Source organism: Amycolatopsis sp. GA6-003 (genome assembly GCF_046267895.1).
In the GTDB taxonomy this organism is placed as follows: domain Bacteria; phylum Actinomycetota; class Actinomycetes; order Mycobacteriales; family Pseudonocardiaceae; genus Amycolatopsis.
The window spans coordinates 5,493,762-5,516,794 of record NZ_CP176499.1 but is presented as its reverse complement, the minus strand read 5'-3'; the positions used below and the strand labels follow the sequence as shown (position 1 = coordinate 5,516,794).

The following is a 23,033-nucleotide window of genomic DNA, read 5'->3' as shown; positions in this document are numbered from 1 at the left end:
GGTTCCCCACCCGGACGTTCAGCAGCGGTATCGGGTGAACTGTTCGTTCATGATCAGAAACGCGCCGAGGCCGTGGAAGTCGTTGGTCAGCCTTTTCCGCGCGAAGTAAAACGCGAGGTCCCCGACGTTCGTCCCCTCGCAAATATCCGCGAGATTCGTCAACCCGTCCGACCCGATCGACACCTTCTGCAGCACCCCGGCGTATCCGCGCTGGGCGACCGAGGCGTAGGAAGCGGGCAGATATCCGCGCTCGATTCCGCGGGAGACGGTGAACGCGTACATCGACGAGGCGGACGTTTCCAGCCAGTTCCCCTCGTCGCCGCCGTGGTCGACCACCTGGTACCACCGGCCGGTCCGCGGGTCCTGGTACCGGCGATACCCCTCGGCCAGGAACTGGACGATCCCGACCAGCTCCGGCCGTCGGGGATGGTCCGCGGGCAGGACCTCGAGGATGTCGATCGCCGCCATCCCGAACCAGCCGATCGCGCGGGCCCAGTGGAAGCTGGAATGCTTGCCGGGACCGGTCGCCCACGGCTGGGTGCCGCTTTCGTCGTAGGCGTGGTAAATCAGGCCCTTCGCGGGTTCCTTGAGGTGTCCGAAGTAGACGGACAGATTTTTGGCGGATTCCTCGTAGCAATAACCCGGGTCCTGGAAAACCTTGCCGTACAACGCGAGGAACGGCTGTGCCATGTACACCCCGTCGCCCCACAGCTGGTGCTGACGGCTGACCGCGTGCCACATTCCGCCGTCGCTCGTGCGCGGGTAAGTCTCGAAGCGTTTGCGCAGCTGGTCGGCGGCCTTGCGGTATTTGGCGTTGCCGGTTTCGTTGTACAGCAACGGAAGCATCTGGCAGGCTCGCATCGAGTCGAGGCTGGAGAAGCTGTTGGAGATGCCGTCGTCGGTGATGAACCGGTCGTACCAGGCGATGAGGTAATCGAGGTATTTGCGTTCTTTGGTGCGCCGGTAGAAGAGGTACTGGCCGTAGAAGTAGAGGCCGAGCGGGTAGCTCCAGCCGCCGATGGACGCCGGGGTGTAGCGCTTCATGGTGGAGTCGATGACGGCGCGGGACCAGTCGCGCGCGCCCAGCGCCGTCGCGGCCCCGGGCAGCGCCAGGGTGCCGAGCGCCGCCGCGGTCCCGGTGAGCACCGATCTTCTCGAGAGGGACATGCGAGTGTCCTTCCTGCTGTCGGCGGCGGCGGGAAAGGCTGTCGAACGACCTCTACCCGGTCCGCGAGCGGTCCGGCAAGGTTCCTGTCCGGCTTGTCCGGCGCGATCGCCGGATAGGCGCAGCGGACCGTCCGGTCAGCGGGAACCTGTCCGCAATGGACACCCGAGCCGGGCGATTAGCCGATTTGTCGACGCGACCGGGACGGTTCCGGCCAAACGGGGCGCGCCGACACGGTGCGGCCGTCCCGGTCGGAAGGCCCGGCAGCGATACCCTGACCGGCGTGGGTATCTCGGCGTGGATCTGGTTCGTCATCGCCGCCGTCGCGCTGGTGGCGGGGCTCGGCCTGCTCTTCGCGGACCGGGCCAAGGAAGGCTCGCGCAACCGTGAGCGGCAGCGCTGGGCCCAGTTGCGCGGCTGGCAGTTCGTGGAAGAGGACGAACGACTGCCCCGGCAGTGGTCAGGAGGCGCGATCGGCTACTTCGGAGCCGACGCGGCGGTGAACGTCGTCGCGGGTTCCACCTTCACCTCCGACGGCCGCCGTCCGGTGTTCATCTTCGACATCGAGTCCCAGGGCCAGGTGCCCGCGGTGGTCGTGGCCGTGCGCTGCAACAAGACGCACCGGGTGCCGGTCGAGATGTGGCTGTCGAGCGTGCCGTTCCAGCGCGAGAACATGCCGGAGATGCTCGGCCCGATCGGCCAGCGCTACGCCTTCGCGGACGATGCGGAGGGGGCGCGCCAGGTCATCACCCAGGACCTGGTGGACGCGGCCGACCAGCTCGGCGGCGACGTCGGGGTGGCCTGGCTGGAGAACGAGTGGGTGCTGGCGAGCGTGGTGCCGGGCGCCGGGCCGTCGCGGCTCGAGCGGCTGCTGCGCGACCTGGGCGAGATCGCGGACATCGTGGACCCGTTCGACGAGGACTACGACTCGAACCGGACCTGGACGCCGTCCGCGGGCACCCCGGCAGCGCCGCCCGCCCCGCCCGCCCCGCCTGTCTCGACGACCGCGCCGTCCCCGGCGGACACCCAGGCGACCCGGCCGGTCGACACTCGCGCGGTGGAGACGTCGGCTCCCTCTCCGGCGGACACCCGGATGACGGAGCGGCAGCCATCTCCGCCCGCGCCGAGGACCCCGCCCGGCCGGGGTGAGGTTCCGCCGCCTCGGCCGGTGGAATCGGATCGTCCGGAGGACGCCTCCTCCTGAGACACGGGAACCGCCCGGTCGCGCATCAGCGGCCGGGCGGTTTCGTTTGTGGCGGCCTGGGGCCGGAGGCGAAGGTCCGCGAGGGCGGCGCGGACAACCTCCGACCGCCGTCAGACCCGCGACACCTTCAGCGTGTCGCCGGTCTCCAGTTCCGGCAGGTCCACCCGCACGGTGTCCCCGTCCCGGACCTCGCCGGACAGCAGCTGCTTGGCCAGCTGGTCCCCGATCGCCGACTGCACCAGCCGGCGCAGCGGGCGGGCGCCGTAGATCGGGTCGAAGCCGTTCAAGGCCAGCCATTCCCGGGCGCCGTCGGTCACCTCGAGGTGCAGCCGGCGCTGGGCCAGCCGCTTGGCCAGCCGGGCGACCTGGATGTCCACAATGGACGTCAGCTGCTCGGTGCCGAGCGCGTGGAACACCACGATGTCGTCCAGCCGGTTCAGGAACTCCGGCTTGAACTGGCGTTGCACGACCTCCATCACCGCGTCGCGGCGTTGGCGTTCGTCCAGCGCCGGGTCCGCGATGGCTTGCGAGCCGAGGTTCGACGTCAGGATCAGGATGGTGTTGCGGAAGTCCACCGTCCGGCCCTGGCCGTCGGTCAGCCTGCCGTCGTCGAGGACCTGCAGGAGCACGTCGAACACGTCCGGGTGCGCCTTTTCGACCTCGTCCAGCAGCACCACCGTGTACGGGCGGCGCCGGACGGCCTCGGTCAGCTGACCGCCCTGGTCGTAGCCGACGTAGCCCGGGGGAGCACCGACCAGGCGGGCCACCGAGTGCTTCTCGGAGTACTCGCTCATGTCGATCCGCTGCATCGCGCGTTCGTCGTCGAACAGGAACTCCGCCAGCGCCTTCGCCAGCTCGGTCTTGCCGACGCCGGTCGGGCCGAGGAACAGGAACGAGCCGGTCGGCCGGTCCGGGTCCGCCACGCCTGCCCGGGCCCGCCGCACGGCGTCCGCGACGACCTGGATCGCCTGGTCCTGGCCGATGACGCGGCGGGTTAGCTCCTGCTCCATCCGGAGCAGCTTGCCCGTCTCGCCTTCGAGCAGCCGTCCGGCGGGGATGCCGGTCCACGCGCTGACCACGTCGGCGACGTCGTCCGCGCCGACCTCTTCCTTCAGCATGACGTTCTGCTTGCTGGCCTCGTTCGCGGCCATCGCGGCCTCGAACTCCTTCTCCAGCACCGGAATCCGGCCGTAGCGCAGCTCGGCGGCCTTGCCCAGGTCGCCGTCGCGTTCGGCGCGCTCGGATTCGCCGCGCAGCTGTTCCAGTTGCTCCTTCAGCTCACGGACGGTCTCGATCGAGCCCTTCTCGTTCTGCCAGCGGGCGGTCAGCGCGGTGAGTTCCTCGCGTTTCTCGGCCAGTTCGGCGCGCAGCGCGGTCAGCCGTTCGAGAGAAGCAGCATCGTCCTCTTTGGACAGTGCCATTTCCTCGATCTCCATCCGCCGCACGGCCCGTTCGACCTCGTCGATCTCCACCGGACGCGAGTCGATCTCCATCCGGATCTTCGACGCGGCCTCGTCGACCAGGTCAATTGCCTTGTCCGGCAGGAACCGCGCGGTGATGTAGCGGTCCGACAGCGTCGCGGCGGCGACCAGCGCGGCGTCCGTGATCCGGACCCCGTGGTGCACCTCGTAGCGCTCCTTCAGCCCGCGCAGGATCGCGATGGTGTCCTCCGGCGACGGCTCGCCGACCAGCACCTGCTGGAAACGGCGCTCCAGCGCCGGGTCCTTCTCGATGTGCTGGCGGTACTCGTCGAGCGTGGTCGCGCCGACCATCCGCAGCTCGCCGCGGGCCAGCATCGGCTTGATCATGTTGCCCGCGTCCATCGCGCCCTCGCCGGTCGCGCCCGCGCCGACGATGGTGTGCAGCTCGTCGATGAACGTGATGACCTCGCCCGCGGAGTCGGTGATCTCCTTGAGGACCGCCTTCAACCGCTCTTCGAACTCGCCGCGGAACTTGGCTCCGGCGACCATCGACCCGAGGTCGAGCGCGACGACTCGCTTGCCGCGCAACGATTCCGGCACGTCGCCCGCGACGATCCGCTGGGCGAGGCCCTCGACGATCGCCGTCTTGCCGACGCCCGGTTCGCCGATCAGCACCGGGTTGTTCTTGGTACGCCGGGAGAGCACCTGCACGACGCGGCGAATTTCCGTGTCGCGGCCGATGACCGGGTCGAGCTCGCCCGAACGCGCGCGCTCGGTGAGGTCGACGCCGTACTTCTCCAGCGCCTTGAACGTGCTTTCGGGATCCGCGCTGGTGATCCGGGCCGAGCCGCGCACCTTCGCGAACGCCTCGCGCAGCGCGTCCGGCGTGGCCCCGTGCCGCTTGAGCAGGTCCGCGACCTGGGCGCCTTCGGTGGCGAGGCCGACGAGCAGGTGCTCGGTCGACACGTACTCGTCACCCAGTTCGGTGGCGAGCTTCTGCGCCCGCGTGAGCGATTTGACCGCGGGCGCGTCGAACTGCGGCGTCGACACGGTCGCGCCGGTCGCCGACGGCAGCCCGTTGATGATCGGCTCGAGCTCCTTGTGCACCGTCTCCGGGTCCGCCCCGACCGCGGTCAGCAGCGGTGCGGTGGTCCCGTCACCCTGCGCCAGCAGGGCGCCCAGCAAATGGGCGGCCGACACGTGCGGGTTGCCGGCCACGGTGGCCGCCTGCGCCGCGGACGAGATCGCCTGCTGGGTCTTCGTGGTCGGGTTGAAAGCGTCCATCCCTCACCTCATGCGTTCGTGAAAATTCGTGGTGACCGGCCCGACCAAGGCCCGTCGACAGGTATAACGTCAGCAAAGTTGAGTCTGTTCCGCTCAACTCTGAATTGGTGCCACCGCGGCCGCGGGCAGCCTCGGCCCCAGCCTGCCGAGCCCGAGCGCGGCGAGGCAAGCACAACCCCCGACCAGTACCCAGGGTAACCACGCCGCCACGGAAAACAACGACACGATCGCTGGAGCGAGTACCTGGGCCACAGTGAACGCGTATTGGAACGCGGCGAGGTAACGGCCCTTCGCCTCGGGCGGCGCGGCGGCCTCGGCGAGCGCGCCGGAGCGCGGCCCGAACACCAGGTCGCCGGCGGCGAACACGAGCGTGGCGGCCAGCAGATACGGCACCTGCCAGCTGCGCGGCACCAGCAGCACGCCGACGCTCGTCAGGCACCACGCGGCGAACAGCGCGGACCCGGCCCGCATCGCGCTGATCCGGCTGAGCCCTCGGGTGAGCCGGAGCGCGACCGTGCCGCCGGCGCTGGTCAGCACGGTCAGCAGGAACAGGATCGCGCCGGGCAGCCACGTCGGCGCGTGCAACCGGTCGAGCACGAACACCGGGGTGCCGATGAGGAAGAAGTCGAGCGACAGTCCGAACAGGCCGCTCAGCAGGATCAACGTCAGGTACGGGCGGTTGCGCAGCACGCCGCTGCGCACGCGCGCCGCGGGCGCGAACCGGCGGCCGGGAGGGATGAACACCGCGATGAGTCCCGCCGCCGCTACGAAAGTCAGCACATCCACGATCAGCGCGACGTTGTAGCCGCTGTCGCCGAACCAGGTGAGCAGCGCCGACGACATCAGCCCGCCGAGCCCGAATCCGCCCGCGCGCACCATTCCGACTTCGGCGAACGGCCTGTCCTTCGGCACTTCTCCGGCGACCTCGGACACCAGCGCGAACAGGCAGCTGTAGAACAATTGTTGGCCCGCACCGAGAAGGATGGCGGCCACCACGACCCCGCTGATGCCGTGCGCGAACAAATACGCGCTGATTCCGGCAGCCTGCAACAGTTGCGCCGCGAGAACTCCGGCTCTCGGCCCGGCACGATCCACCAGCCGCCCGGCCAGCGGCGGCATGAGAAGCCCCGCCGTCGTGCCCAAAGTGACCGCCGTGCCCGCCTCGACGAGCGGAACGCCGATCACCCGCGTCACGTAAAGGAGTGCGAGCGGAAGGAAAAGTCCGGAACCGAAGTTGTCGATCCCCATTGCCAGCAACATCGCGACCCTGCTTCGCGTCACGTATTCGACGCTACCTCCGGGGAAGGGGGACGAGGCAGGGCCGGGAGGGCGCATCGGCTGACGGCAAATGCCACTCCCAGTAGAAAGCTCGTGAGTGTCTATCACGGTTCTAACCGCGATAAACACTCACGAGCCCCCGTTAGTCGACGCTGAGTGTTCCTTGGTGCCTAACGAACTCTCGCTCGGCCGCCTCGCTCAACTCGACATCGTGCTGTGCCGCCGCACCGTCCCCAACCGTCATCGGCTCCGCGTGCGGCGTATATCCGTGCGCGGACACAGTGAGCGTGTAGGCGCCCGGTTCGATTCCCGTGAATCGGTACGTGCCGTCGCCGCCTGCAAGGTACGTTGCGGTAACTATGCCCAGGCGATCGGTAAGCGTCAGTACCGCGCCTGCGACGGCGGCGTGCCGTCCAGCTACGCGTACGCGACCCGAGATGGTGCCCTGACTGTCCAACAGCAAGTCGTGCCAACGCGCGTTTCCGTTAAGCCGCACAGTCGACACCGCGGGCCGCGTCGAGCCAGCTGTCGCGAGAAGCACGTGCTCGCCCACAGTGTTCGCCGACAACTCGTACGCGCCGGTACGACCCGTACGGCCGACATCAACCTGCCGTCCCGTCATGTCGGTGAGCGTGAGCACGACGCCGGGCACTGGACGACCAGCCGCGTCGAGAACTCGGCCGCGCAACACAGTGGTCGCCTCGACCGGAGCTTCGGCCACAGTCACGGCCTCAGCGGAAACAGCCGCCGGCGCCGGGGCGTCCGCGTCGAGAGTCCGGCGCAGCGGAATCTCCTTGATGAACAACACGGCGAGGAAGGTGACCACGGCGATGCAGCCCGCGACAAAGAAAACCGTGCCGGTCGCGTCGCCGAAGGCCCCGCGCACCACCGGCTGCAACGCCGGCGGGAGCGACGAGATGGCGAACGTGCCGCCGCCGCCGGAAACCGCACCGTTCGAGTGAATGCCCATCTGCGACAGCGAGTTCGCGATGTTCGTGGCCACCCGGGCGGCCAGCACCGCACCGAGCGCGGACACGCCCGCCGCGCCGCCGAGCGACCGGAAGAACGTGACGACCGAGGACGACGAACCGATGTCCTTCATCGCGACCGTGTTTTGGACTACCAAAACCAGGTTCTGCATCAGGAAACCCAGCCCGAGGCCGACCAGCGCGAGGTAGACGCCCATCAGCGTCAGGTTGGTCGCGTGGTCCACCGTCGAGAGCAGGAACAGCCCGGCCAGCAGCGAAATCCCGCCCGCGATCATGAACGGCTTGGTGCGCCCGGTGCGGGAAATGACCTGCCCGGCCCCGGTGGAGGCGACGGCCAGCCCCAGCACCATCGGCAGCGTCATCAGGCCGGCGTGCGTCGGCGAGAAACCGCGCGCGATTTGGTAGTACTGCCCGAGGAATACCGAACCGCCGAACATCGCGGTGCCGACCGCCAGCGAGGCGAGCACCGAAAGCGTGAAGGTGCGGTTGCGGAAGAGCCGCAGCGGAACCACCGGCTCCGCCACCCGGGATTCGACCAGAACCGCCAGCGCCAGCGCGACAATCGCCCCGCCGACGTACGCGACGCTCGACCACGAGACCCACGCGAAGCTGCCGCCCGCCAGCGAAACCCAGATCAGCAGCAGCGCGACGCCGCCGACCAGCAGGGTCGCGCCCAGCCAGTCGATCCGCACCTTGCGCTTGAGCACCGGCAGCTTCAGCGTCCGGCCGAGCACGATGAACGCGACGACGGCCAGCGGCACGCACACCCAGAAGCACCAGCGCCAGCCGAGCGGCGAGTCGACGATCAGCCCGCCGATCAACGGGCCGGACACGGTCGCGACGGCGAACACCGCGCCGGTGTAACCGGTGTAGCGGCCCCGGTCGCGCGGCGCGATCATCGCCGCGATGACGACCTGGATCAGCGCCTGCAGCCCGCCGAGCCCGATGCCCTGCAGCGCGCGGTAGGCGATGAGTTCGGGCATCGACTGGGCGATCCCGCCCAGCGCCGAACCGGCGGTGAAGACCACGATCGCGATTTGGTACAGCAGTTTCTTGCTGAACAGGTCGGAGAGTTTGCCCCAGATCGGGGTGGTCGCGGTCGACGTCAGCAGCGTCGCGGTGACGACCCAGGTGTACTCGCTCTGCGAACCGTGCAGGTCGGCGAGGATCGTCGGCAGCGCGTTGGACACGATGGTCGACGACAGCAACGCCACGAGCAGGGCCAGCAACAGGCCGGTGAAGGCCTTGAGGATTTCCCGGTGCGTCATCGGCTGCCCGGATGCGGTGGTTTCCACTATCGCTACTTCACTTTCCCGTCTGCGGGTGCGCCGGCGCAGTACCCGGACGGGCCGAGCGTCGCGCGCAGACCTTCGTTCAATTCGGCGAGCTGCGACGTGAGGCCGGCGATCCGGTCCTCGTCCCAGCCGCCCAGTGCCGTCTCGAAGAACTCGAGGTACTGCTTCCGCCACAGTTCGAGCCGTTCGAGACCGGCCTCGGACACGCTGATCAGCGACGCGCGCCCGTCCTCGGGGGCGGGCCGGCGCTCGATCAGCCCGGCGGCCTGCAACTGGGCGAGCTGCCTGCTGATCACCGACAGGTCGACGAGCCTGCGCTTGGCGACCTCGGACGGACGGGCCTCGCCGTGCTTGGCGAGGTCGGACAGCAGCATCGCCGAGGCCGGGTGCAGCCCTGGCTCGTTCTGCCACGCCTGCATGATCCACAGGTGCTGGAGCTGGGCGGACGCCTTCAGCTCCCGCAGCAGTTCGAGCCGCACGTCGTCAGCTGGGCTCATCGTTCCTCCCGGGCCTGGTGCCCACTTGCTTGTATTCTACAAGTTTAGGCTCAAAGGTTGCGTAGGACAACTATCTAATCGGTGAGCTGCCCCACGTCCCGACCGGCCGGTAACCCGACCGGAGCAACGATGCGGGCATTCCGCCTCAGTGCGGCTACTCTGCGGACCAGACGTCCCGCGATGCCGACGCGGCGAGCACGTCGTGGACAACGAGGAGCAGGAGTGGCGAATTCCCCCGCGCGGCGGCGCGAGCCGAATCCGACAACCGCGGCCGCCCTGCTCTCGTGACCATCCCCTCCCAGCCCCCCGGCCTCCGGTCCCGACCCATGAACGACGACAGCCCGATGACAGCCGATTCGATCAGCCCGCTCCCGCGGACCTCAGCCGCGCCCCGGCAGGCGCCCGCGGCTGTCGTCGCGATGGTGCAGCTCATCCGCGACACCTGGGCGAAATCGGAGCCGTACGCGCCGGAGATCTCGCAGTTCTTCTACGGAATGCTGTTCACCCTCGCGCCGGCCACCCGCGATTTCTTCCCGATCAACATGGAAGTGCAGGGCGGGCGCATCATCCGCGCGCTGGCCCGCGTGGTGCAGATGGTGGACCGGCCGGACGACCTGCTGCCGTTCCTGCGCCAGCTCGGCCGCGACCACCGCAAGTTCGGCGTCGCGCCGAAGCACTACGAGGCCGTCGGCACCGCGCTGCTCGCCGCGCTCAAGAACCACCTCGGCCCGGACTGGACGCCGGAGGTCGAGCGCGCGTGGGCGGAGGCGTTCACCATCGTCGCGCGCGCGATGCAGGAGGCCGCGGCGGCAGACGAGAACCCGGCGTCGTGGTCGGCCACCGTGATCGAGCACCGGCGGCTCACCTGGGATCTCGCGCTGGTGCGGGTGATCCCGGACCAGCCGGTGCCGTATTCGCCGGGCCAGTACATGAGCGTGGAGGTGCCGCAGCGGCCGAGGCTGTGGCGGTACCTGTCGCCGGCGAACGCGCCGCGCGAGGACGGCGGCATCGAATTCCACGTGCGCGCGGTCGACGGCGGCTGGGTCTCGCGGGCGATCGTGAGCCACACACAGGCGGGCGACGTCTGGCGGCTCGGCCCGCCGCTGGGCCGGATGACCGTCAACCGCGAACAGTCGCGCGGCGTGCTGATGGTCGCGGGCGGCACCGGGGTCGCGCCGCTGCGGGCGATCCTCGACCACCTCGCGCTGTGGGGCGAGAACCCGAAGACCCGGCTGTTCTACGGCGGGCCGACCCGCGAGGACCTCTACGACCTGGAAGAACTTCGTGCGCTCGCGGCGACCAACCCATGGCTGACCATCACGCCGGTCGTCGAACGCGGCGACCATCTGCCGGGCTGTGAACACGGCACGCTCGCCGAAGCGGTCACGCGGTACGGAGCGTGGCCGGACCACGACATCCTGGTGTCCGGGTCGCCGGCGATGATCCGCGCGACGGTGTCGCGGATGCTGGTCGCGGGCAGTGCGCTGGACCAGATTCAATACGACCCGTTCACCGCGGACTGAGCCGATGGAGATCCGGATTCCGGTGGCGGACGGGGAAATCGGCGGCTACCTGGCGGTGCCGTCCGGCGACGGCCCGTTCCCCGCGGTGGTGCTGATCCACGACGTGTTCGGGCTGAACCAGGACGCGCGCGAGATCACCGACCGGTACGCCGCCGCGGGCTATCTAGCGCTGAGCCCCGATCTGTACTCGCGCGGCGGCCTGGTCCGGTGCGTCAAGCGGACGTTCCAGGACCTGTTCGCCCGCGAGGGCCGGGCGTTCGCGGACATCGAGGCGGCGCGGGCGCTGGTCGCCGGACGGGCCGACGCGACCGGCAAGGTCGGCGTGGTCGGGTTCTGCATGGGCGGCGGGTTCGCGTTGGTGGCCGCCTCGCGGGACTTCGACGCTTCCGCGCCCTACTACGGGCAACTGCCGAAGGATCTGTCCGCTTTGGACGGTGCCTGCCCGATCGTCGGCAGCTTCGGCGGCAAGGACTTCTCCCTGCGCGGCGCCGCGGCCAAGCTCGAAGCCGCGCTCGCGGAACGAGGAATCCCTCACGACGTCAAGGAATACCCGGACGCCGGGCACGGCTTCGCGAACCACTACCGGCCCGCGCCACTGGCCGCACTCGCCCGGATCACCGGGATGGGCTATCACGAACCGTCGGATTCCGACGCCTGGCGACGCGTCACCGCGTTCTTCGAAGAGCACCTGAAGTAGTCAGCTCAGCGTGCTCAAGTAGCCCAGCGCACCGACCCGCGCCGAGGCAGGCGAGGCCGAAGGTGCGTCGGTCCGGTCGTTTCAGCAGCCGGATTCCGGACGGTACGAGCGCGAACGCGTCGCCCTCTACGGCGGCGAACTGGTCGCCGCCGGACGTGGTGCTGATGGACGTCCGGATGCCGGTGATGGACGGCATCGAAGCGACCCGGCTGATCGGCGAGCGCGCCCCGGACGTGCAAGTGCTGGTGCTGACCATGTTCGACCTCGACGACCACGTCTTCGCCGCACTGCGCGCCGGAGCGACCGGCTTTTTGCTCAAGGACACCCGCCCAGCCGACCTGTGCTCGGCGGTGCGGGTGGTGGCTTCCGGGGACGCAATGCTCGGCCCGGATGCCCCGCCGCGCGCGGACGTCGCCGCTCTGGCCCCGCGAGAACGCGAGGTGCTCGCGCTGGTGGCGAGCGGACTGTCCAATGTGGAGATTGCCGAACGGATGCAGCTGTCGATGCCCGAGATCGTGCGCAGCTGGTGCTCGTCGCGTACGAATCCGGCTTGGTGCGTCCCCGGAACTAACGCCACACCGCCTCGGCGCGGTCGCTGGCTTCCGGGGTGAAGTAGTCGCCGGTCTCCAGGTCTTCCAGCAGGGTCGCGTGGTGCGGGGTCCAACCCAGCAGCTCCTGGGTGTACGCGCTGGACGCAGGCACATCGAGGGAGAAGAACCTTGCCAGGAACGGGTTTCCGAGGTGTTCGGCGGCTTCTTCGAGAGTCAGGGATGCCGTGGGGATATCCAGCAGCTGCGCGATCTTCTCCGCGACGCTCTTGATCTCGACGGTTTCCCCGACCCCGTGCAGCATGCTCCCCGCGGGCGCTTTCTCCAGCGCCAGCCGGAAAAGCACCGCCGCGTCGTCGCGATGGACAGCGGGCCAGCGGTTCGTGCCGTCGCCCAAGTAGGCCGAGACGCCCGCTCGGCGTGCACCGGCGATGAGCGCTGGGATGAAGCCGTGGTCACGTGGTCCGTGCACGGTCGGCGCGAGCCGCACGACGCTGGCTCGGACGCCGCGGTCGGCGAATCCGAGGCAGGTCTGCTCGCCGGGGATGCGGAAGTACGCCACCGAATCCGGATCGGCCGGGTCGAGTTCCGTGCTGATCTGGTCGGCCTTCAGCACCAGCGTGCCGGACGTGCTGACGAACGGTTTGCCGGTGCCGACCAGTGCCTGGCCCAGCGCGTCGATTGCCTCGCAGTCGCGGCGGATGAGGTCGTCCGGATCGGCGTAGCTGCCGCCCTGGGCCAGATGCACCACGCCGTCGGCGGCTTCGGCACCGCGGCGCAGGCTGTCGAGGTCGTCGAGCGAACCTCGGTGCGGTGTCGCGCCGAGCGATTCCAGCCGTGCGGCGGAAGCGTCCGAGCGAGCCAGGCCGGTGACCGTGTGTCCGGCCCGGATCAGTTCGGCGACGACGGCGGGACCGGTCTGGCCGGATCCGCCGGTAACGAAAACCTGCATGAAGGACTCCTTAGTGTCAGTGACTGACTCTACGCGTAGCGACAGTGACTGACGCAATGTGAGGTCAGTCACTGTCGCAAAAGCCGGGTAGGCTTCAGGACGTGCCACGGAGCGGAGCAGAAGCGCGCAGCCGCCTCAAGCAGGCGGCGCTGGAGCTGTACCGGGAAAACGGGTTCGACAAGACGACCACCGCGGAAATCGCGGCCCGGGCAGGCGTCACCGAGCGCACGTTCTTCCGGCACTTCCCGGACAAGCGCGAGGTGCTCTTCGACGGCGAGGCCGACCTGCGCGAGGACCTGACGAAGTCGGTCGCCGAAGCCCCGGAAGGCCTGGCACCGCTGGAAATCCTGCTGCGCGCCTTCCGGAAGGCCGGGCGGATCATGGAGCGCAATCTGCCGTTCGCCGAGCCCCGGCGCGACCTGATCGCGGCGACGCCGACTTTGCGGGAACGCAATCTGGCCAAGGCGGCGACCCTCGCCGAGGCACTCGCGGAAGCGTTGCGGCAGCGGGGGGTCGAGGATCGGTTAGCGGGATTGGCGGCCCACACCGGGTGGGCGACGTTCCACCACGCCACCCAAGCCTGGATCAGCGACCCGACGCGAGAATTGGACGACTATCTGACCGAGGCGTTCGCCGATCTGCGCACGCTCGGCGCGGAGGTCCGGACAGCGAAAAGCCCTCCCGCGTCGTAACACGAGAGGGCGCTCCGGGGAGACGGGCAGGCAGCGAAAACCCCTCCCGCGGCGGCAGGAGGGGTTCTCGTGAGCGGCGAGCACGGCTCTCACCGCGATCGCCACTCACGACATGCTCAGCGGCGCTTGGGTTTCCACACCACCAGCGAGGTGTTCTGCCGCAGCGGCACCAGATCCTTGCGGTAGGAAGCGTGCACCGCGGCGGCGGCTTGTTCGGCGGCCGCGTAGGCGGCGGCGAGTTCTTCGGTCAGCTCGTGCACCCGGGACCGCAGCGCGTCGACCTGGTTTTCCAGTTCGATGATGCGCTTGATGCCGGACAGGTTGACGCCCTCCTCCTGCGAGAGGCGCTGGACCTCGCGCAGCAGGGCGATGTCGCGCATCGAATACCGCCGTCCGCCGCCGGCGGTGCGGCCTGGCGAGACCAGGCCGTGCCGGTCGTAGGAGCGCAGCGTCTGCGCGTGCAGCCCGGAAAGCTGGGCCGCCACCGAAATCACGAACACCGGGGTGTCCTCGTCCGCACCGTGCGGGAGTCCCGGATTACCGCCGAACATCACCCTCACCTGCCTTCGAGCAACTCGGTGATTTCAGGGCGCGGGTCGTGGCCCTTCATCGCCTCGGCGTAGGCCTCGAGCGCCGCCCGCGCCTTGTCGTCGAGCTTCGCCGGGACCGCCGCCTCGAGCGTGACCAGCAGGTCGCCCTGCGAGCCGTCCCGTTTCTGAATGCCCTTTCCGCGCACGCGCAACACTCGTCCGCTCGCGGTACCCGCGGGCACCTTAAGCGACACCTTGCCTTCGAGCGTCGGCACCGTGACGGTCGTGCCCAGCGCGAGTTCGGTGAAGTCCACCGGCACGGTGAGCGTGAGGTTGAGGTCCTTGCGCCCGAACAGCTTGTGCGGGGCCACGTGCACCCGCACGTACAGGTCGCCCGCCTGCGCGCCGCCGCGTCCGGGTTCGCCCTGGCCGGCCAGCCGGATCCGCTGGTCGTCCTTCACGCCCGGCGGGATGCGCACGGTGAGCGTGCGGGTGCGGGTGCTGACGCCCTCGCCGCCGCACTCCGGGCACGGCTCGTCGATGATCTTGCCCCGGCCGCGGCAGTCCTGGCACGGCTCGGAGAACGCGAACGCGCCCTGGCTGCGGCTGACCAGCCCGGACCCGCTGCAGGTCGGGCAGATCCGCGGCGACGTGCCCGGCTTCGCGCCGTTGCCGCCGCAGGTGGAACAGGTGGCCGGGCTCGACAGCCGCAACGGCAGCGTCGCGCCCTTGACCGACTCGAGGAAGTCGATCCGCACGTCGGTCTCGACGTCCGCGCCGCGCTGCGGCCGGTTCGCCGTGGCACCGGCGGCACCGCCCCGGCCGCGGCCGAAAATGCCGCCGAGGATGTCGCCGAGCCCGCCGAAGCCGCCCTGGCCCTGAGCACCGGCCTGGTTGAACAGGTCGCTCATGTCGAACCCGCCCGCGCCGCCGCCCGGGAAACCGCCGAATCCGCCCGCACCGCCGGAGCCGAAGAGCGTGCGCGCCTCGTCGTACTCCTTGCGCTTGGCCGGATCGGACAGCACGCCGTACGCCTCGGACACGGCCTTGAACTTGTTCTCGGCCGCGGTGTTGCCCGCGTTGGCGTCCGGGTGGTTTTCCTTGGCCAGCTTGCGGTAGGCCTTCTTGATCTCGTCCGTGGTCGCGTCGGAGGAGACACCCAGCTCTTTGTAGAAGTCCTTGCCGATCCACTCCCGAGCACTCATCGGGTGTCTCCTCCTTTCACTGCGAACCGATTGTTACTGCTGACCGGACTCATCGACCGAACCGTCGAGCGGCAATTCGCCGCCGACCGGCGGATCGACCGGCTGCTCCGCGGGGGCTTCGCCGGGCTCGTGGTCGGTCACGCCGACCAGCGCCGCCCGCAGCACCCGGTCGCCGAAGCGGTAGCCGCGGCGCATCACCAGGGTGACCGTCGGGCCCTTCACGTCCGGGGACGTGTTGTGCTGCACGGCCTCGTGGACGCTCGGGTCGAATTCCTCGCCCTCGGTGCCGAACGCCTCCAGACCGGCTCGCTCCAAGCTGCTGACCAGCTTGTCGGCCACCGATTTGAACGCGCCGGTGAGGTCGCCGTGCTGCTCCGCGCGCTGAAGGTCGTCCAGCAGCGGCAGCAGATCGCCGACGACGGACGCCTTCGCGCTCTGCACCACGGCCTCGCGGTCGCGGTCGACCCGCTTGCGGTAGTTCGCGTACTCCGCCTGCAGACGCTGCAGGTCGGCAGTGCGCTCGGACAGTTGCTTCTCGATATCCGAGGCGGCCGGAACGGCTTCGTCCACGGAATCGCCCAGCGAGGGGCCCGCGTGCTGCACGGGCTCCTCACCGGCCGGAGTTTCCTCCGCGGCGGGCGGGCGGACCTCGCCGGTCTGCGGGTCCACCCGGCGCCGATCCCGCACGACTACCGGTTCCTCGGGGCCAGTGCCCTCGGTCTCGGAGTGGCGGGGGGTCACTTCTTCTCGTCCTCTTCCACGATCTCGGCGTCGACCACGTCGTCCGCCTTCGACTTCGGAGCGTCGCCCTTGGCACCGGCCGCGCCCTCAGCACCCGGAGCGCCCTCGGCGCCGGCCGCGCCCGCGTTCGCGTACAGCGCGCTGCCCATCTCCTGCGAAGCGGTGTTCAGCTTCTCGATGGACTCGCGGATCTTGGCCGAGTCGGTGCCCTTGAGCGCTTCGTTCGCCTCGTCGATCGCGGACTTCACCTTGCCCTTGAGGTCCTCGGGCAGCTTGTCGTCGTTGTCCTTGACGAACTTCTCGGTCTGGTAGACCAGCGTCTCCGCCTGGTTGCGGGTCTCCGCTTCCTCGCGGCGCTTCTTGTCTTCCTCGGCGTGCGCCTCAGCGTCCTTGACCATGCGCTCGATGTCGTCCTTCGGCAGCGCCGAGCCGCCGGTGATCGTCATCGACTGCTCCTTGTTCGTGCCGAGGTCCTTCGCGGTCACGTGCACGATGCCGTTGGCGTCGATGTCGAAGGTGACCTCGATCTGCGGCACGCCGCGCGGGGCCGGCGGAAGACCGGTCAGCTCGAACATGCCGAGCTTCTTGTTCGCCGCCGCGATCTCACGCTCGCCCTGGAACACCTGGATCTGCACCGACGGCTGGTTGTCGTCCGCCGTCGAGAAGATCTCGGACCGCTTGGTCGGGATCGTGGTGTTGCGCTCGATCAGCTTGGTGAACACGCCGCCCTTGGTCTCGATGCCCAGCGACAGCGGGGTCACGTCGAGCAGCAGGACGTCCTTGACCTCGCCCTTGAGCACGCCGGCCTGCAGCGCGGCGCCCACGGCGACGACCTCGTCCGGGTTCACGCCCTTGTTCGGCTCGCGGCCGCCGGTCAGCTCCTTGACCAGCTCGGCCACCGCCGGCATGCGGGTGGAACCGCCGACGAGCACCACGTGGTCGATGTCGCCGACCGAGATGCCCGCGTCGCGGATGACGTTGTTGAACGGGGCCTTGGTGCGGTCCAGCAGGTCCGAGGTGATCTTCTGGAACTCGGCGCGCGACAGCGTCTCGTCGAGGAACAGCGGGTTCTTGTCCGCGTCCACCGTGATGTAGGGCAGGTTGATGCTGGCGGAGTTGGAGCTGGAGAGCTCGATCTTCGCCTTCTCCGCCGCCTCGCGGATGCGCTGCAGCGCCATCTTGTCCTTGGTCAGGTCAATGCCGTTGGCGGCCTTGAACTTGTCGACCAGCCAGGTGACGATGCGCTCGTCCCAGTCGTCGCCGCCGAGGTGGTTGTCACCGGAGGTGGCGCGCACCTCCACGACGCCCTCGCCGATCTCCAGCAGGGAGACGTCGAAGGTGCCGCCGCCGAGGTCGAAGACCAGGATGGTCTGTTCCTTCTCGCCCTTGTCCAGGCCGTAGGCCAGCGCGGCCGCGGTCGGCTCGTTCACGATCCGGAGCACGTTCAGGCCGGCGATCTGGCCTGCTTCCTTGGTGGCCTGCCGCTGCGCGTCCTCGAAGTACGCCGGGACGGTGATCACCGCGTCGGTGATCTCCTCGCCCAGGTACGCCTCCGCGTCGCGCTTCAGCTTCATCAGCACGCGCGCGCTGATCTCCTGCGGCGTGTAGGCCTTGCCGTCGATCTCGGTCTTCCAGTCGGTGCCGATGTGCCGCTTCACGGACCGGATCGTGCGGTCGACGTTCGTGACGGCCTGGTTCTTCGCCGGCTGGCCGGTGAGCACTTCGCCGTTCTTGGCGAAGGCGACGATGGACGGGGTGGTACGGGAGCCTTCCGAGTTGGCGATGACCGTCGGCTCGCCGCCCTCAAGGACGGCGACGACCGAGTTGGTCGTGCCGAGGTCGATGCCGACCGCTCGCGCCATGGTGCTTCCTCTCGTGTTCTGGACTGTGGGTTGGTGCTATGTTCGTGACCTGCGGTTTCGAGGCACTCTTGAGTACCTTCTTAGCAGGTTTTCCAGGTCTCGCGCACGGCTTGGTCCACCAGACTTGAGCCGACCGCACTCAACCTTGCTACCAGGATAACGGCGGGACCCCCGGTCTTGTTCCCGGGTTCACCCGCAGAATTCGCCCCGCGGCGGTGTGACGCCACTCACCAGGTAGTCGGCCTCGGCCCGGCGCACGCATTCGGAGTTGAGCAGCCCGGTGTGGCCGTCGCCGTAGTACGTGAGCAGGGCCGATCCGTCGATGCTCGCGGCGAGCCCGTGGGCCCACGGCAACGGCGTCGCCGGGTCGTGCGCACCGCCCACGACGAGGATCGGCGGAGCCCCGTGCACGGGATGCGGCTGGGGCGGGTTCAGCGCGGGAAGCGGCCAGCCGGTGCAGCCCGCGGAGAGGTCCCAGTACTCGCTGTAGCGCCAGCTGTGCGGGGCGACGGCGCGGATCACCCGGGCGGTCGCGCGCAGGTCCGCCAGTCCGGTGAACGGCGATGGGAAGTCTTGGCAGCCGATCGAGCGATACGCGCCGTAGGTCTCGGTCGCGAACTGCGAGCTGGTCGCGAGCGCGCTCGCGTCCGGGTCCGCCAGCGCGCGGCTCAGATTCGGCCACTCGGCCGGGAGGTAGAGGTGGCTGTACGCGCCGGAGGCCAGCTCCTCGCCGGTTGCCTTGCGGCCCAACGCTTTCGCGTACGCGCCGTGGGTGACCAGGTCGTCGTAGCGGGCGAGCGCGTTCTTGCCGTGCAGCGCGCAGTCCGTCGAGCGGTCGCACCACGCGGCGAACCGCAGCAAGGCATCCTCGGTAGCGGCGGCTTCCTCGACCATCGCCTGGCGCATCGGCCGGGAGTGGTCGACCGCGCCGTCGAGCACCATCGTGCGCACCCGGTCCGGATGCTTCGACGCGTACACCGCGCCGAGTTCGGTGCCGTACGAGACGCCGAGCCAGGAGATCTTCTGCTCGCCGAGCGCGCCGCGGATCGCGTCGATGTCCTCGGCGGCGCTTTGGGTGTCGACGTGCCCGAGCATCGGGCCGGTCTTGGCGAGACAGTCTTCGCCCGCCGCGCGGTTGTGCGCGACGAAAGCGTCGTACTGCGGGCGCGTCGTCGGGAAGAGGCCGATCTTCGGGTCGTACAGTTTCGCCTGGTCACAGCTGATCTTCGGCTCGCTGAACCACACGCCGCGCGGGTCGAAGCCGATGATGTCGAAGCGGTCCCGCAGTGGTTTCCGGGCGGAGCCGATGACCTTCGGGTCGAGTCCGCCGAAGCGCACGAAGCCAACCCCGGAGCCGCCCGGACCGCCCGGGTTGACCAGCAGCGAGCCGACCCGGTGCTTCGGGTCGGCCGCGGGCAGGCGAGTGAGCGGGATGTGCGCCGTGCCGGTCTCGGGATGGGCGCGGTCGATCGGCACTTCGATCTGGGCGCATTGCGCGGTCGGTTCCTGCTGGGTCCCGCACGGTGTCCAGGTCAACGCCGGCGTCGGTGCGCTGACCAGCGGAAGCAGGGTCAGCACGGCAGCGGCCAGGTTCATGCCCGGCGCACCTGCACCGTCCGGTCCTCGGCCGAGGTGCGGAGCACGACCGTCTCCGCGTTCCGGACGATCCCCTGCTGCACCGGGATTTCCACCACCGCAACCGGTGTCGTGGCCTGCGGTTCGGGCGAGTGGCCGACCGCCGCGGTGATCGCGAACGCCCCCACCGCGCCCGCCAGCACCGCGGCCAGCAGCCGCTTTTCGAGTGTGCGCATGATGTGTCTGTTCTCCCCTTCAGCCGGCTCAGACGGCCTTGACGGTGACGCTGCCGCTGTCCGTGTTCAGCTCGAGCGTCTTCGCGTCCGGACCGGAGTTCTGCGGAATGTCGATGCTGCGGTGGCCGCTCTCGCTGTTGCCGGTGACCTGGTAGGACCCGCTGCGCGGCACGGACACCGTGATCCGGCCGGAGTCGGCCTGCGCCTTGACGTTGTTGGGCTGGGTCAGGCTCAGCTCGATCCGCCCGCTGCCCGCGGAGACGTCGACCGGCCCGCGCAGGCCGTCGCCCTCGATCCGGCCGGACTGGCTGTGCACCTGCACCTCGCCGACGTTGTGCAGTTCGGCCGCGCCGCTGTCCAGCCGGAGCTTGACCGGCCCCGGGATGTCCTGCATCTGCGCCCGCCCGGAATCGGCGGTGACGTCGACGCTGCCGACGCCCGCGAAGTCGAGCGTGCCGGAATCGGAGCTGCCGGTGACCGGGATGCCGGCCGGGACGATCAGCTCCATGTCGGCGGTGCAGTTGCGGCCGCAGTCGAGGATGACGAGCTGATCGCCGTCGACGCGGTAAGCGTCCCCGGGCTCGCCGCTGAAGTGGTAGCGAAGAGTCTGATGCACGCGAGCCGCGCCGGGAGCGGTGCGGATGCGCACGTCCCCGGAGCCGTTCTCCAGCTTCACCCCGCGGATCTCCTGCGTCAGCGTCGCGTCCCGGGAAACCGTCGACCCGAACCCCCACCCGCCGAATCCGATCGCCACCCCAACGCCGATCACCGCGATGCCGGCCAGTGCCAGAAGCGGGCGTGCCATGTCAGTTCCCCTCAGTACCACTCTCGGCTGTCGCGAGAGACGTTAGAAGGTGCGGGGCCCCGGGGACATCCGGTAAACCCCCCGAAACATCCCTGAGGCGGCGACGGGAGGGCCAGGGTCCTAACCTGGCGGCCGGAGAGCCCCGTGGATCAGGAGGAACCCATGCCCCAGCCGCCCAATCCGTACGACTACCTGCCGTCGGTTCCCTCGTTCACCCTGCGCAGCACGGACATCGCCGACGGCGAAACCCTGGCCCAGCCGCACCTGTCGGGCATCTTCGGCGCCGGCGGCGAGGACCGTTCGCCGCAGCTGGAGTGGGAAGGCTTCCCGGAGGGCACCCGCAGCTTCGCGATCACGGTCTACGACCCGGACGCCCCGACGGCCAGCGGTTTCTGGCACTGGGCGGTCTTCAACATCCCGGCGTCGGTGACCTCGCTGCCGTCCGGAGCGGGCGACTCCGCGGGGTCGGGACTGCCCTCTTCGGCGGTCACGCTTAAGGGTGACGGCGGAGTGAAGCAGTACCTGGGCGCCGCGCCGCCTCCCGGACACGGGCCGCACCGGTACTTCTTCGTGGTGCACGCGCTGGACGTGGAGACGCTGGAGGTGCCGGAGGACGCGACGCCGGCGTTCCTCGGGTTCAACATGTTCGGCCACACGCTGGGGAGGGCGACGTTGGTGCCGGTGTACGAGAACAAGGGCTGAGGTTTCGGTGGCGGAGCCGGGGGTCGCGGTTGCGCGCGAGCAACCGCGACCCGACGTCGTGGGCGGGGTCGTCCTAAACGCCGAGGGACGCGCGTTCGTCCAGCTCCGCAGCGCGGACCGCGACCTCTACCCGAACACGTGGGACGTCGTGGGCGGGAAGGTCGAGCCCGACGAGACGGCAATGGAGGCGCTGGCGCGGGAGGTCGTCGAGGAAACCGGATGGCGGTTGCGCCGGGTTGTTCGCGACCTCGGCAGTTTCCACTGGCCGGACAACGACGGCGTCGAGCGGACCGGTCTCTACTTCTTGCTCGAAGTGGACGGCGACCTTTCCCGCCCCGTCCTGGAATGGCACAAGCATCCGCGCTACGCCTGGGTTGGTGCCGAAGACCTGGAAATGCTGCGGGAGAACTGCGCGCCGGACGACACCTTGATCAGGGACGTCGTTGCCCGCGCACTGTCCTCACTGGACTGATCAGCGAACCGCCTCGCGTTCCAGGTACCGGCCCTCCGCGTGCTCCGCGAAGCCGAACTTCCGGTACAGCTCGTGGGCGTCCGACGTGTGCAGCATCCATCGGAACTTCGCCCCCGGCCCGTGGTCGATCATCTCGCGCACGAGTTCCTTGCCCAGTCCCGCGCCGCGCGCGTCCGCCACGACGAACACATCCGCGAGATAAGCCATCGCGACCCCGTCCGAGAACGCGCGCGCGAAGCCCACCTGCCGCCCGCTCGCCGTTTCGTACGCGCCGACCACCCGCCACGCCGTCCGCACCTGCTGCTCGACGTGTTCCCGGGTCCGCCACCGAGCCCAGTACGCCTCCCCGGACAGGAACTCCCACACCACGTCGAGATCCACCCGCGCGACGTCGTCGTCCAGTTCGTAAGCACCCACAGTCCTCATGGCCGCTAGGCAATCAGCGCCGTCAAGCGGGTTTGAGCAGGTAGTCCACCACCGGACGCAGTTCCTCCGCGGACGGCGGCTCGTCGTCGATCAAGCCCTGGATCAGCAGGCCGTCGATGCCCGCGAGGAACACCCGGAACGCGACCTCGTCGTCGTGCCGGACCATCGACGTCAGCACATCCAGCCACCGCCGCGCGGCCGGGCGCAGTTCGGGTTTGCGGGCGGCCAGCAGGTACAGCTCGTATTCCGCCATCGTGCGCCCGCGGCGCGGCCCCAGCGCTTCCGCGAGCAGGCCAGCCACCTCCTCCGCACCGCGGCTGCCGCGCGATCGGGCGCGGTCGATCATCCAGTACACCTCGGTCGCCATGTCGCGCGCGCACGAGATCAGCGTCGCCACGAGCAGGTCGTCCAGCGACGAGAAGTGGTAGGTCGTGGACGTCGTCGGCACCCCGGCCTCGGCCGCGACCGTGCGGTGCGTGACCCCGGCGACGCCGTCGCGTTCGATCACCCGCAGGGTCGCTTCGATGATCTCCGTCCGGCGCTTCTCGCCGCGGGCCTTGCGGCCGTCGGTCTGGATTTTCACGACTGGCTCCCGACCTCGATGAGCACCACCCCGCCGATCACGAGCACCAGCCCGGAGATCACCGCGAGGTTGATCGGCTCCTTCAAAAACAGCACGCCGACCAGCGCGACCAGCGCCACGCCCGCCGCCGCCCAGATCGCGTAGGCCACCCCGATCGGCAGCCCCAGCTTCAGCACCCGCGACAGCGCGAAGAACGCCAAGCCGTACCCGACGACCACGAGGATCGAGGGCGTCAGGCGCGAAAAGCCCTCGGAAAGTTTGAGCGAGACGGTGGCGGTCACTTCTGCGGCGATGGCCAAAGCGAGGTACAAGTAAGCACCCATAGCTCGACAAACTACCTGAACGATCGTC

21 protein-coding genes and 2 pseudogenes are annotated in these 23,033 nt (G+C 69.3%); 7 read left to right on the top strand and 16 right to left on the bottom strand.

Annotation, left to right across the window (positions count from 1 at the left end; genetic code table 11):
* Positions 1 to 18: 18 nt before the first annotated feature.
* The gene (locus tag F9C12_RS24825) at positions 19 to 1,167 is read right to left on the bottom strand and encodes a glycoside hydrolase family 105 protein (RefSeq protein ID WP_409461990.1); all 1,149 of its coding nucleotides are present in this window, start codon (positions 1,165 to 1,167) and stop codon (positions 19 to 21) included.
* A 281-nt stretch (positions 1,168 to 1,448) separates the two neighbouring features.
* On the opposite strand from F9C12_RS24825, the pseudogene F9C12_RS24820 reads away from it, so the two are divergent.
* A pseudogene (locus F9C12_RS24820) lies at positions 1,449 to 2,102 on the top strand (hypothetical protein); the annotation flags it as partial.
* A 377-nt stretch (positions 2,103 to 2,479) separates the two neighbouring features.
* On the opposite strand, the gene clpB reads toward F9C12_RS24820, so the two are convergent.
* The 4 genes from clpB to F9C12_RS24800 form a co-directional block, all read right to left on the bottom strand.
* Positions 2,480 to 5,074 (bottom strand): ATP-dependent chaperone ClpB, encoded by a 2,595-nt coding sequence (clpB, locus tag F9C12_RS24815; protein ID WP_409461989.1) that lies wholly within the window; start codon positions 5,072 to 5,074, stop codon positions 2,480 to 2,482.
* 93 nt (positions 5,075 to 5,167) lie between these two features.
* A complete protein-coding gene (locus tag F9C12_RS24810) occupies positions 5,168 to 6,355 on the bottom strand; it encodes an MFS transporter (RefSeq protein ID WP_409184229.1) in 1,188 nt (395 codons plus the stop codon).
* A 139-nt stretch (positions 6,356 to 6,494) separates the two neighbouring features.
* Positions 6,495 to 8,609, bottom strand: a complete 2,115-nt coding sequence (locus F9C12_RS24805) for an MFS transporter (RefSeq protein WP_409467066.1) — start codon at positions 8,607 to 8,609, stop codon at positions 6,495 to 6,497.
* A gap of 32 nt (positions 8,610 to 8,641) precedes the next feature.
* Positions 8,642 to 9,133, bottom strand: coding sequence for a MarR family winged helix-turn-helix transcriptional regulator (locus F9C12_RS24800; RefSeq protein WP_409184228.1), 492 nt, complete (start codon positions 9,131 to 9,133; stop codon positions 8,642 to 8,644).
* 344 nt (positions 9,134 to 9,477) lie between these two features.
* On the opposite strand from F9C12_RS24800, the gene F9C12_RS24795 reads away from it, so the two are divergent.
* The 3 genes and pseudogenes from F9C12_RS24795 to F9C12_RS24785 all read left to right on the top strand — a co-directional run.
* Entirely contained in the window at positions 9,478 to 10,656 is a 1,179-nt protein-coding gene (locus tag F9C12_RS24795) for a globin domain-containing protein (RefSeq protein ID WP_183123475.1), read from the top strand.
* Between the two features lie 4 nt (positions 10,657 to 10,660).
* Positions 10,661 to 11,353, top strand: coding sequence for a dienelactone hydrolase family protein (locus tag F9C12_RS24790; protein WP_409184227.1), 693 nt, complete (start codon positions 10,661 to 10,663; stop codon positions 11,351 to 11,353).
* A 149-nt stretch (positions 11,354 to 11,502) separates the two neighbouring features.
* Positions 11,503 to 11,924, top strand: a pseudogene (locus tag F9C12_RS24785) (response regulator); the annotation flags it as partial.
* Here F9C12_RS24785 and F9C12_RS24780 read toward each other — a convergent pair.
* Positions 11,921 to 12,853, bottom strand: a complete 933-nt coding sequence (locus F9C12_RS24780; protein ID WP_409461988.1) for an SDR family oxidoreductase — start codon at positions 12,851 to 12,853, stop codon at positions 11,921 to 11,923. The pseudogene F9C12_RS24785 and the gene F9C12_RS24780 sit on opposite strands and share 4 nt — an antisense overlap.
* Positions 12,854 to 12,954: 101 nt before the next feature.
* On the opposite strand from F9C12_RS24780, the gene F9C12_RS24775 reads away from it, so the two are divergent.
* Complete coding sequence (locus F9C12_RS24775) at positions 12,955 to 13,545, top strand: TetR family transcriptional regulator (protein ID WP_409461987.1); 591 nt, start codon at positions 12,955 to 12,957, stop codon at positions 13,543 to 13,545.
* Between the two features lie 116 nt (positions 13,546 to 13,661).
* Here the strand turns inward: F9C12_RS24775 and F9C12_RS24770 are convergent, their stop codons facing one another.
* The 7 genes from F9C12_RS24770 to F9C12_RS24740 all read right to left on the bottom strand — a co-directional run bounded on the left by F9C12_RS24770 (position 13,662) and on the right by F9C12_RS24740 (position 20,499).
* A complete protein-coding gene (locus tag F9C12_RS24770; protein WP_037354416.1) occupies positions 13,662 to 14,096 on the bottom strand; it encodes a heat shock protein transcriptional repressor HspR in 435 nt (144 codons plus the stop codon).
* Between the two features lie 5 nt (positions 14,097 to 14,101).
* Complete coding sequence (dnaJ, locus tag F9C12_RS24765; protein WP_409184223.1) at positions 14,102 to 15,280, bottom strand: molecular chaperone DnaJ; 1,179 nt, start codon at positions 15,278 to 15,280, stop codon at positions 14,102 to 14,104.
* Positions 15,281 to 15,313: 33 nt separating this feature from the next.
* Positions 15,314 to 16,021, bottom strand: coding sequence for a nucleotide exchange factor GrpE (grpE, locus tag F9C12_RS24760; RefSeq protein ID WP_409184222.1), 708 nt, complete (start codon positions 16,019 to 16,021; stop codon positions 15,314 to 15,316).
* Positions 16,018 to 17,883, bottom strand: coding sequence for a molecular chaperone DnaK (gene dnaK, locus F9C12_RS24755; RefSeq protein ID WP_409184221.1), 1,866 nt, complete (start codon positions 17,881 to 17,883; stop codon positions 16,018 to 16,020). Before dnaK ends, grpE begins: the two co-directional genes overlap by 4 nt.
* 189 nt (positions 17,884 to 18,072) lie before the next feature.
* Complete coding sequence (locus tag F9C12_RS24750) at positions 18,073 to 19,479, bottom strand: alpha/beta hydrolase (protein WP_409461986.1); 1,407 nt, start codon at positions 19,477 to 19,479, stop codon at positions 18,073 to 18,075.
* Positions 19,476 to 19,694 carry a hypothetical protein gene (locus tag F9C12_RS24745; RefSeq protein WP_409184219.1) on the bottom strand — a complete coding sequence of 73 codons (219 nt, stop codon included), beginning with the start codon at positions 19,692 to 19,694 and terminating at the stop codon, positions 19,476 to 19,478. Before F9C12_RS24745 ends, F9C12_RS24750 begins: the two co-directional genes overlap by 4 nt.
* A gap of 28 nt (positions 19,695 to 19,722) precedes the next feature.
* The gene (locus F9C12_RS24740) at positions 19,723 to 20,499 is read right to left on the bottom strand and encodes a DUF4097 family beta strand repeat-containing protein (RefSeq protein WP_409184218.1); all 777 of its coding nucleotides are present in this window, start codon (positions 20,497 to 20,499) and stop codon (positions 19,723 to 19,725) included.
* A 162-nt stretch (positions 20,500 to 20,661) separates the two neighbouring features.
* Here F9C12_RS24740 and F9C12_RS24735 point away from each other — a divergent pair, with 162 nt between their 5' ends.
* Positions 20,662 to 21,201: a YbhB/YbcL family Raf kinase inhibitor-like protein gene (locus F9C12_RS24735; protein ID WP_409184217.1), complete on the top strand. Its 540-nt coding sequence runs from the start codon at positions 20,662 to 20,664 to the stop codon at positions 21,199 to 21,201.
* Between the two features lie 7 nt (positions 21,202 to 21,208).
* Positions 21,209 to 21,673, top strand: coding sequence for an NUDIX hydrolase (locus F9C12_RS24730; protein WP_409461985.1), 465 nt, complete (start codon positions 21,209 to 21,211; stop codon positions 21,671 to 21,673).
* On the opposite strand, the gene F9C12_RS24725 is transcribed toward F9C12_RS24730, so the two are convergent.
* The 3 genes from F9C12_RS24725 to F9C12_RS24715 are packed head-to-tail and all read right to left on the bottom strand — an operon-like array spanning position 21,674 to position 23,005.
* Positions 21,674 to 22,099 carry a GNAT family N-acetyltransferase gene (locus tag F9C12_RS24725; RefSeq protein WP_409184216.1) on the bottom strand — a complete coding sequence of 142 codons (426 nt, stop codon included), beginning with the start codon at positions 22,097 to 22,099 and terminating at the stop codon, positions 21,674 to 21,676. It lies immediately after the preceding gene.
* 22 nt (positions 22,100 to 22,121) lie between these two features.
* Positions 22,122 to 22,682, bottom strand: a complete 561-nt coding sequence (locus F9C12_RS24720; RefSeq protein ID WP_009085017.1) for a TetR/AcrR family transcriptional regulator — start codon at positions 22,680 to 22,682, stop codon at positions 22,122 to 22,124.
* Complete coding sequence (locus F9C12_RS24715) at positions 22,679 to 23,005, bottom strand: DMT family transporter (RefSeq protein ID WP_409461984.1); 327 nt, start codon at positions 23,003 to 23,005, stop codon at positions 22,679 to 22,681. The genes F9C12_RS24720 and F9C12_RS24715 overlap by 4 nt, the downstream gene beginning before the upstream one ends.
* Positions 23,006 to 23,033 lie beyond the last annotated feature (28 nt).